The 9,143-nt window shown below is 46.5% G+C and carries 12 protein-coding genes; 9 read left to right on the top strand and 3 right to left on the bottom strand.

The annotated features are described in order from the left end of the window. From argJ to Q0241_RS17195, 3 genes are all read left to right on the top strand, one after another. A partial coding sequence (gene argJ / locus Q0241_RS17205; protein WP_299379834.1) for a bifunctional glutamate N-acetyltransferase/amino-acid acetyltransferase ArgJ occupies nt 1-863 on the top strand: 863 nt, incomplete at its 5' end. 41 nt (nt 864-904) lie between these two features. After that, nucleotides 905-1,363, top strand: coding sequence for an 8-oxo-dGTP diphosphatase MutT (mutT, locus tag Q0241_RS17200; RefSeq protein ID WP_299379831.1), 459 nt, complete (start codon nt 905-907; stop codon nt 1,361-1,363). Between the two features lie 132 nt (nt 1,364-1,495). Beyond that, nucleotides 1,496-1,759: a ribbon-helix-helix domain-containing protein gene (locus tag Q0241_RS17195; RefSeq protein ID WP_299379828.1), complete on the top strand. Its 264-nt coding sequence runs from the start codon at nt 1,496-1,498 to the stop codon at nt 1,757-1,759. Nucleotides 1,760-1,777: 18 nt separating this feature from the next. Here the strand turns inward: Q0241_RS17195 and Q0241_RS17190 are convergent, their stop codons facing one another. Then, nucleotides 1,778-2,683, bottom strand: coding sequence for a methyltransferase domain-containing protein (locus Q0241_RS17190; protein WP_299379824.1), 906 nt, complete (start codon nt 2,681-2,683; stop codon nt 1,778-1,780). An 86-nt stretch (nt 2,684-2,769) separates the two neighbouring features. Here Q0241_RS17190 and Q0241_RS17185 point away from each other — a divergent pair, with 86 nt between their 5' ends. The 3 genes from Q0241_RS17185 to Q0241_RS17175 all read left to right on the top strand — a co-directional run bounded on the left by Q0241_RS17185 (nt 2,770) and on the right by Q0241_RS17175 (nt 4,726). Beyond that, nucleotides 2,770-3,507, top strand: coding sequence for a ComF family protein (locus tag Q0241_RS17185; protein WP_299379821.1), 738 nt, complete (start codon nt 2,770-2,772; stop codon nt 3,505-3,507). 131 nt (nt 3,508-3,638) lie between these two features. Further along, nucleotides 3,639-3,908, top strand: a complete 270-nt coding sequence (gene grxC, locus Q0241_RS17180) for a glutaredoxin 3 (protein WP_299379818.1) — start codon at nt 3,639-3,641, stop codon at nt 3,906-3,908. Then, entirely contained in the window at nt 3,905-4,726 is an 822-nt protein-coding gene (locus Q0241_RS17175; RefSeq protein ID WP_299379815.1) for a carbon-nitrogen hydrolase family protein, read from the top strand. The genes grxC and Q0241_RS17175 overlap by 4 nt, the downstream gene beginning before the upstream one ends. Before the next feature lie 6 nt (nt 4,727-4,732). Here the strand turns inward: Q0241_RS17175 and Q0241_RS17170 are convergent, their stop codons facing one another. Next, nucleotides 4,733-5,245, bottom strand: coding sequence for a bifunctional 2-polyprenyl-6-hydroxyphenol methylase/3-demethylubiquinol 3-O-methyltransferase UbiG (locus Q0241_RS17170; protein ID WP_299379812.1), 513 nt, complete (start codon nt 5,243-5,245; stop codon nt 4,733-4,735). Nucleotides 5,246-5,444: 199 nt separating this feature from the next. Between Q0241_RS17170 and Q0241_RS17165 the strand changes: the two genes are divergently transcribed. Further along, nucleotides 5,445-5,864, top strand: a complete 420-nt coding sequence (locus Q0241_RS17165) for a DUF1178 family protein (RefSeq protein WP_299379809.1) — start codon at nt 5,445-5,447, stop codon at nt 5,862-5,864. Between the two features lie 90 nt (nt 5,865-5,954). On the opposite strand, the gene ubiG is transcribed toward Q0241_RS17165, so the two are convergent. After that, nucleotides 5,955-6,728 carry a bifunctional 2-polyprenyl-6-hydroxyphenol methylase/3-demethylubiquinol 3-O-methyltransferase UbiG gene (gene ubiG / locus Q0241_RS17160; RefSeq protein WP_299379806.1) on the bottom strand — a complete coding sequence of 258 codons (774 nt, stop codon included), beginning with the start codon at nt 6,726-6,728 and terminating at the stop codon, nt 5,955-5,957. Nucleotides 6,729-6,978: 250 nt separating this feature from the next. On the opposite strand from ubiG, the gene Q0241_RS17155 reads away from it, so the two are divergent. Beyond that, nucleotides 6,979-8,202, top strand: coding sequence for an aspartate kinase (locus Q0241_RS17155; protein ID WP_299379803.1), 1,224 nt, complete (start codon nt 6,979-6,981; stop codon nt 8,200-8,202). A 167-nt stretch (nt 8,203-8,369) separates the two neighbouring features. Further along, the coding region (locus Q0241_RS17150; RefSeq protein WP_299379800.1) for a GAF domain-containing protein at nt 8,370-9,143 on the top strand (774 nt) is incomplete at its 3' end.

The following is a 9,143-nucleotide window of genomic DNA, read 5'->3' as shown; positions in this document are numbered from 1 at the left end:
TTGGTGAGCCACTGCCCGATGAGAAAATAACATCAGCCCTAGGTGATTTGAAAACGGATTTGCGTCCAGATAGCTGGCAAGATGCTGCCGAAGCCATTATGACGACAGACACTTTTGCCAAAGGGGCCACAATTACAACTCAGATTGATGGGAAAACGGTAACAATTAATGGTATTGCCAAAGGGTCAGGGATGATTGCCCCTGATATGGCGACAATGCTCAGTTTTGTCGCAACAGATGCGGCCTTGTCTCCGGCGATGATCCAGAATTTAATCTCGAGCGGTGCGGACTTGTCCTTTAACTCAATCACGGTTGATAGTGATACCTCTACCAGCGATACGGTACTTCTTTGTGCGACAGGAAAAGCTGGAAACACGATCTATAATGATATTAATGCGCCAGAGCTCGCTGACTTTATTCGAGCTTTAAATACAGTGCTGATAGATCTAGCGCATCAGGTTGTTCGGGACGGTGAGGGGGCAAGCAAGTTTGTCGCCATTGAAGTGACCGGTGCTGAAACGGACCAAGCTGCCCGTCGTGTAGGTTTAGCCATCGCAAATTCGCCCCTGGTCAAGACAGCAGTTGCCGGAGAAGACGCCAACTGGGGCCGGGTTGTTATGGCTGTTGGTAAGTCTGGTGAACGGGCTGATCGTGATAAACTCTCCATTGCCATGGGCGGGGTTACGATTGCCAAAGATGGTCAACGGGTTGATGGCTTTGACGAGGTACCTGTTGCCAAGCACATGAAGGGCCAGGAAATTTCTATCGCTGTTGATGTTGGCATTGCCGATGGGCAGGCAACTGTCTGGACCTGTGATTTGACGCATGGCTACATAGAAATCAATGCTGATTATCGCAGCTAGTAGCGCCTTAATGATACGATAGAAATTCCAGGATAAAATTTATGAACTCTTCTGAAAACGAGCAGGGGTGTTGGGCCGCTGAAAAGCGGGACCAAGTGGCGAAACCTATCGTTCTGGTCGCGGCTGCTGCGTTGGTTGATAGTGATGGACGTGTACTGCTTGCGCAGCGTCCTGAAGGTAAATCGATGGCCGGTTTATGGGAATTCCCTGGAGGGAAAGTTGATCCCGGCGAAACCCCGGAACAAGCACTTGTACGTGAGCTTAAGGAAGAGTTAGGCATTGATACACGTTCATCCTGTCTTGCGCCTATCGCCTTTGCATCGCATAGTTACGACGATTTTCACTTGTTGATGCCATTGTTTGTATGTCGTATCTGGGAAGGGAATATTACCGCCCTCGAAGGGCAGGAATTTACATGGGTCCGCCCCGTTCGATTACGGGATTATCCAATGCCGCCAGCTGATGAGCCATTGGTGGCATTGTTACGGGATTTACTATAAGCTTTGGTGCCGTAGTTCCAGTGACGAGTCTTACTAATTGATTAATAAGTAAGACTTTTGGAGCGCGAGGGGAATAACAGGCTTTTTATTGTGGGGTGCGTCAAGTGTAAAACACAGACGCAATTGGGGTTAATGTCAACATTAGTAAACCGAAATATAACGCTGAAGGGGCGAAGAACCTCTTTGCGTTTGGAACCGGATATGTGGGAAGCGCTTTTTGAAATTTGCGTGCGCGAGAATTGTCCGATCGGTGAACTGTGTACACAGATTGATGAAGCCAAAGAGGACTCTTCATTAACTGCGGCAATCCGTGTTTATATCTTGATATACTTTCGGAATGCCGCTGCTTCTGAGCGGCCTGTGAAAGCGCAAGGATTTGTGGGTAAAGCTATTTAATAGATGAAAATTTTCTTTTTAATTAATCTTGGTTTCTTCCGTATCTAGGAAATCTGAAAGACGTTCTGTTGCACTACCGGGTCTTAACGGTTGTTGCTGGGACGTATGGGGTGCCCAACCAGCAAGGTAAACGACATCAAAAGTAGTATTAATTCGCCCTTCTGAATCAGAAAATTTTTCCTGATAAAGTTGAGCTGCTTTTAAGAGTGTTTCCCTGCGGGTGAAGGATTTCCTTCTGTTATGAATAGCATTCGTTTCGCCCATACCTCTGAGTTCTTTCATTAAATCAAATGCGTTGGCATAGCTGACCTCAATGCGATCAAAATCTGAAACAGGTAAAGCAAACCCAGCTCTCTGGAGGAGAGCACCTGCATCTTTGACATCAATAAGCGGTGATACTCTGGGGCTTACCCCACCTTCTACTTCCATTTCAGCTTCCATAAGGCATGTGCGTAGCTCTTTTAGGGTTTCACCCCCAATCATAGAAGCAATGAATAAACCATCAGCTTTTAGGAATTGATGTGCTTGTAAAAGAATACCTGGCAAGTCGTTAACCCAATGAAGGCAAAGGTTGCTGATAATCAGATCATAAGTTTGTGGGGTCGGAGGTAATATTTCTGTTGATATTTCGATCTCTTTTGATCCCAGAAGGGCACTTTCCGAAGGCAAGGAAGGCTCTTCTGATCGGAATCTAGCGGATGTGAAGTCTTGTATCCCGCCTCTGGAGCCAAGAGTTTCCTTTAGAATCGTATGGTTTGACCCCAGATCTAGTGCTTTGGGGAAGTCGCGGGCGATATCCATGAGCCTGTCTCCCAACCGATCAGCGACTTCTCGGAAAAGGAAGTCATGGGCGTCAATTTCCTTTTGGGAGCGTCTATAGTGCTGGTTTACAGATTTACGATCGAAAATATAGATATCAGTCATGCTGGAACCCAATAAACGCGAGATAATTTTCTGGTTATAGCAGATTGCTTCTTGATAACCAGATCAATTAGCATGGCAATATGCGTATGATGAAAGAATTGGTGCCAGATCTTTTTACCAAGGGCGTTAATTACCTGTTCCCGCCTGCTTGCGGGAACTGTGATGAGGCCATTTGGGATAATACGGGGATTTGCTCGGCATGCTGGAAGGATTTGACGTTTATTTCCGATGCGTGCTGCAGGTCCTGTGGTTACCCCTTTGAACTATCTTCTGGAGATGGCTTGCTTTGTGGTGCATGTCTTCAGATGCCCAAAAGTTTTGATCAATGCAGAGCGGCTTTGGTTTATGATGAACATAGTAAGGATATGATTATCGGCTTTAAACATGCCGATAAAACGCATTTGGTTGCTCTTTTTACACAGTGGCTGTCATCTTGTGGAAAAGGCATATTAGATAAAGCTGATTTCGTTGTACCTGTACCGTTACATCGAAGACGCTTATTGAGGCGAAGATATAATCAATCTGCACTATTGGCACAGCGTGTAGCGCGTGTTCATCGTAAAAGATATGTGCCGAATTTACTTAGCCGAACAAAAAACACATCTTCTCAAGGACAGTTTTCCATGTCAGGGCGGTGGCGTAATGTACGCAATGCATTTGAATTAAGCCACAAGTACCAAGATGAGGTTCGCGGTAAACATGTTGTTTTGATTGATGATGTCTTTACCACGGGTGCAACACTGGATGCATGTGCCCGAGTGCTTAAAACAAGTGGTGCAGCCTCTGTCAGCGGGATAGTTTTAGCCCGGGTAACAAAAGAGTGATAGAGCTATGGGCATAAAATTTTATTGCCAGATACTGTAATTTATTAGTAAGTGCCTTACATAAAGTTACTCGCAGGTTTTGTGATCAAGTACCTGTTTGTGTAACCACAGCGAATTTAGGAATGTTGTCTATGGCTGAAGTTGTTGTTTATTCCAGTATGCTTTGCCCTTATTGCATCCGTGCAAAAAAACTGCTGAAAAGCAAAGGCGTTGCTTTTAACGAGATTGACGTAATGATGGAACCACGTCGTAAACCAGAAATGGTTGAGAAGGCTGGCGGGCGTACATCCGTGCCACAAATTTTCATTAATGGTGAGCATATTGGCGGGTGTGATGAACTCATGACACTTGAAAGTCATGGTAAACTGGATAGCAAACTCGAAAACAGGATTGCCTCTTGAATAAATTCAAAGCAGCTTGTGTGCAGCTAACAGCAGATCGGGATGACAGCGTTACGTTAGGTCCTGCTTGCGATCTTATTCGTCAGGCGCATGCCTTGGGCGCAGACTACATTCAAACGCCCGAATGCACGACGATGATGGAACCCAATAAAAAGCTGACGCTGGAAAAAGCACTTCCCGAGAGTGATCATCCCTCGGTGAAGGCTTTTTCTGCACTCGCTGCGGAACTTGGGGTTTGGTTGCACATAGGTTCTTTGATTGTTGGTACCGAAGAAAGTCGCGCGGCTAACCGTGCGTTTCTTTTCTCACCGCAAGGTGATATTGCGGCCCGATATGATAAAATTCATATGTTTGATGTCGTTATTCCCGACGGCCAGTCTTATCGTGAATCAGCAACATTTCGCCCCGGAGATCAGGCGGTTGTCGCTAAGCTCCCGTGGGCTGAATTGGGTATGGCGATTTGCTATGATGTTCGTTTCCCTTATCTGTTCCGGGCTCAGGCGAAAAAGGGCGCAACAATTTTGACGGCTCCGGCTGCTTTTACCAAGTTCACGGGGGAAGCACATTGGCATACTCTTTTAAAAGCACGTGCGATTGAAAATGGATGCTTTGTCATTGCGGCCGGACAATGCGGTGTTCACGCTGAAGGGCGCGAGACATACGGTCATTCCCTTATTATTGCGCCATGGGGGGAAGTCCTTGCTGATGGCGGTGATCAACCGGGGATTATCGTTGCTGATATTGATCTTGATCGCGTGAAACAAGCCCGTGATATGGTGCCATCAATAGATCATGATAGGGACTTTACCATCAGTTGATCGTCTTCATACTGAATTTACCGCGCAGATACGTTGCACAACGGCGGGATTAGGTTCCGCGATTGTTGTTTCTTCATAACTTTGAACTTTTAGTCGTGTGTAATATTCGTCTAAAAGTTCTTGGGGCTTTAATAGGAAGTCTGGGCTTTTGGGCCGTCCGAATTTTTCATTCCCCACCATAAATGTCTCATAGATCAAAACGCCGTTTGGTAGCAGTAATTCGGGAAGTAAAGGCAAGAGAGCTCGGTAGAGATAGTTGGTAACAATAATACCGCCAAATTTTTTGTTGGAGAGGGGAAAGGAGCTTCCGTCTTCCAGATCAGCAAGAATAATCTCGGCCCCGGGATGGTTTTCAAGATCACTAAGGGCATCCGTATTTTTATCAAGGGCTGTAACGTAGTGTCCTGACATTAAAAATAGTCGTGCATGTCGGCCTGTCCCACAGGCAAGGTCCAATATGTCACTACTTTCGGGAATATATCCCGCATGTCTAAGCACCCACGAAGATGGTTCGTTCATTATCTTTGCCTTCTGTTTCCAATCGAATGGAACAATCTATTAATGAGTTTTGCCTTAATGTTGAGGCCTAGTTACATTCACTACTGGCAGGTGATTTTAATGCCATAACTTCTGGTATCAGAAGCTTGACCATTGCAGAGATCATCAGTCATAACCATATTCTTTACATAACTGACAGTACGAATAAAGCAGGATTAGAATGATTCTTTTCGATTTGAAATGCGAAAACGATCACGTTTTTGAAGCTTGGTTTAAAGATAGTGCGGCCTTCAAGGATCAATCCGAAAGAGGGATTGTTCTGTGCCCCAACTGTTCTTCTAAAGAAGTCAAAAAAGCTTTGATGGCACCGAATGTCAGTCTGGCCAATAGTGAGAAGAAGCAGGTCTCGGCCACAGAGCTGGCCAAGGCGCAAAAATTTATCTCTGAAGCTCAAAAAGCCGTTGAGAATAACTTTGATTATGTTGGTAAAGACTTTGCCGCGGAAGCCCGTAAAATTCATTACGGCGAATCAGACAAAAAGAATATCTATGGTGAGGCAAGTGAAACTGATGCCAAAAGCCTAAAGGAAGAGGGCGTTGCCTTTGCAACAATTCCTTGGAAGCAAAAAGCGGATGCTTAACAGGCATGAACGGTCATGCCCTTCGAATACATCCTTTTGATCAACGCGTAGCGGCTTTTAGATTAGAGCAACTTGTGTCTTGATATGGTTTTATGACGGTTTTTCCGCGATTAGCATATAGTTTACATCCAGATCACTGGCGTCCTGAGACCATTTATCCTGCACCGGATTATATACTATTCCCATAAGATCTTCGGTCTCTAGCCCATTGCGACGCAGTAGGTCGACAAACTCTGACGGGCGCAAAAACTTATTCCACTCGTGGGTTCCTCGGGGGACCCAACGTAACAGATATTCAGCACCAACAATGGCAAGAAGATAAGATTTTTTTGTGCGATTTAAAGTTGAGCCAAACATAGTGCCGCCGGGTTTTACAAGGGCAGCGCAATCCCGGCTATAAGCCTCGACATCGGCGACGTGTTCAATAACTTCCATATTGATAACCGCATCGAATTGAGCTCCTTGTTCGACAAGCTCTTCGGCTGTCATATGCCGATAGTCCATTTCAAGGCCGCTTTCTTCGGCATGAATTTGTGCAATTTCAATGTTGCGATGTGAAGCGTCAATGCTTGTGACTTTTGCCCCCAACCGGGTGAGAGGTTCCGATAACAAGCCCCCGCCACACCCGATGTCCAGAATCGTTAATCCTTTGAGTGGGGTTAGGGTTGTGATGTCGCGGTCGTGTTTTTGGGCAAGGTGGTCCCGTATATACCTAATGCGGACAGGATTCAGTTGGTGAAGTGGTTTGAATTTGCCCAGTGGATCCCACCACTCGTCCGCCATCGCCGCAAATTTTGATATTTCCAAGGGGTCAACGGTAATGCCGGACGCTTCGTCTTTTTCGGGGATCTGGGTCGCATTCATTGTATTCTAAACCATCATTTTGCCGGGGTCCCCTGGATGAGAGGACGAGAAATTTACTTTAAATCTGACGCTATTTTACATTTTACATGTGTGATTGTGTTCGTTTTTCACACGCATTTTCTTGCGTCGCTGTGCCGTGCAGAGTATGGATATGTCGAGCCCAGAGAGCAACCGTTTGAAAGCTGTTTTTTGACGGTGGTATTCAGGGCAGCGATATTAAATTTATATTTTCCTCACAGGATGAGTTCCGATGGCCCGAGTCGTTATGAAATTCGGTGGCACCTCGGTTGCTGATCTTGACCGAATCCGCAACGCTGCAAAGCGTGTTAAGCGAGAGGTTGAGGCGGGAAACGAGGTTGCGGTAGTTGTATCCGCAATGGCTGGTGTGACCAACCAGCTAGTCAATTATGTTCAAGATGCTGGTTCGCTCTATGATCTGCGCGAGTATGATACCGTTGTATCATCTGGTGAGCAGGTGACGTCAGGCTTACTTTCTATCGTGTTGCAGGATATGGGGATCAACGCCCGATCTTGGCTCGGTTGGCAGAGCCCGATTGTGACCAACGCGGCGCATGGAAGTGCCCGAATTGAGCGCATTGAGGTCGACGATATCATTCGCCGTTTTGGTGAAGGTCAAGTTGCTGTCTTTGCCGGGTTCCAAGGAGTTGGTCCTGATGGTCGAATTTCGACATTGGGTCGTGGCGGTTCTGATACTTCTGCGGTGGCGATTGCGGCAGCTTTGAAAGCTGATCGTTGTGATATCTATACGGATGTTGACGGTATTTATACGACTGATCCTCGTATTGTTGCCAAGGCCCGTAAGATGGAAAAAATCACCTATGAGGAAATGTTAGAGCTTGCTTCTCAAGGGGCAAAAGTTTTGCAGACCCGCTCGGTCGAAATGGCCATGAAGCACGGGGTACGCGTTCAAGTTCTTTCCAGCTTCGAAGACAAGCCCGGAACTTTAGTTGTAGACGAGGAAGAAATCGTGGAACAGGCAATCGTAAGTGGCATCGCCTATAATCGTGATGAAGCGAAAATTACACTCCGTAGCGTAAGGGATACGCCGGGTGTTGCGGCAAGTATCTTTGGTCCTTTGACTGATAATGCGATTAATGTGGACATGATTGTTCAAAATATTTCCGCCGATAAAAAAACTACAGATATGACTTTCACCGTTGCCAAGGCTGAACTGGACAGAGCAATTAAAGTTCTGGAAGACAGCAGCAATGGATTGAAATACGACAGCCTGGATTCAGATCCTGCTGTTGCGAAGATTTCTGTCATTGGTGTTGGTATGCGCTCTCATGCAGGCGTTGCTCAAAAGATGTTCTCGGCTTTGGCTGAGAAGGGGATCAACATTGAAGTGATTTCCACCTCTGAAATTAAAATTTCTGTTCTTGTTGCCGAGGAATATACAGAGCTGGCTCTGCGGAGCTTGCATACTGCATACGGCCTTGATTCAGAAGATTAATATTATAGTATTAATTCTGTAATCGGTTTTCGTAGATAAGCAGTACTTTAAAGCCGACATAGGATTTATTTTGTTGGGTTATTGGCCCCGAGCTATAGGCTCTGTGCCAATAACCCAATATTTATAAGAACCTGAATTTTTCACTGGTTGCGAGGACGCTGGATCTGATGACAGGCAAGAATGAAAAAACATCGGCTTGGGGTGGGTCTCGTCGTTTGTTGAAACTCTTGCGCGATCAGATGAAGGGCAAGTCCACCAATCAGGAGCGTCTGGCGCAAACAGTTAATCTGATCGCGCGGGATATGAATGCCGAGGTTTGCTCGATCTACGTCATGCGTCGAGGTGAATATCTCGAGCTTGCTGCGACGATGGGGCTAAAACCCGAAGCTGTATACCAAACACGGTTACACAAAGGTGAGGGTATCGTGGGGCAGTGCGCAGCTCTGGCTCTGCCTATGGCTGTCTCTGATGCGCCGCGCCACCCTAATTTTGCTTACCGTCCTGAAACAGGGGAAGAGCCGTACCAATCCATGTTGGGGGTGCCAATCCTGCGAAGTGGCCGGGTTCTTGGTGTTATTGCCGTTCAGAATGTTACCCACAGGCACTATGACGAAGAAGAAGTTGAAGCCCTGGAAACCATCGCCATGGTTCTGGCTGAACTTATCGCTGGTGGGGCGCTGTCGGTTTCTGCTCTCGAATCTAATAGCTCGAAAGAAGAGCTGGAAAAACCAGACCGGATCAAGGGCCTTTGTCTGAACGAAGGTATGGGGATCGGGCAAGCTGTCTTTCACAATCGTGGCATCGTTATTAACCGCATTATTGCCGATGATATCGACGAAGAAGTCGAGCATCTGGAAAAGACAGTTAAAGAAATGCGCTCATCAATTGATGAGATGCTCACGCGAACTGATATCGCAGCGCTGGGCGAACAGCGAGAGGTT

Origin of the sequence: uncultured Kiloniella sp. (assembly GCF_937128705.1) — a bacterium.
GTDB lineage: Bacteria > Pseudomonadota > Alphaproteobacteria > Kiloniellales > Kiloniellaceae > Kiloniella.
Note: the sequence above shows the minus strand (reverse complement) of the source record. Positions and strands in the feature narration are given on the sequence as shown.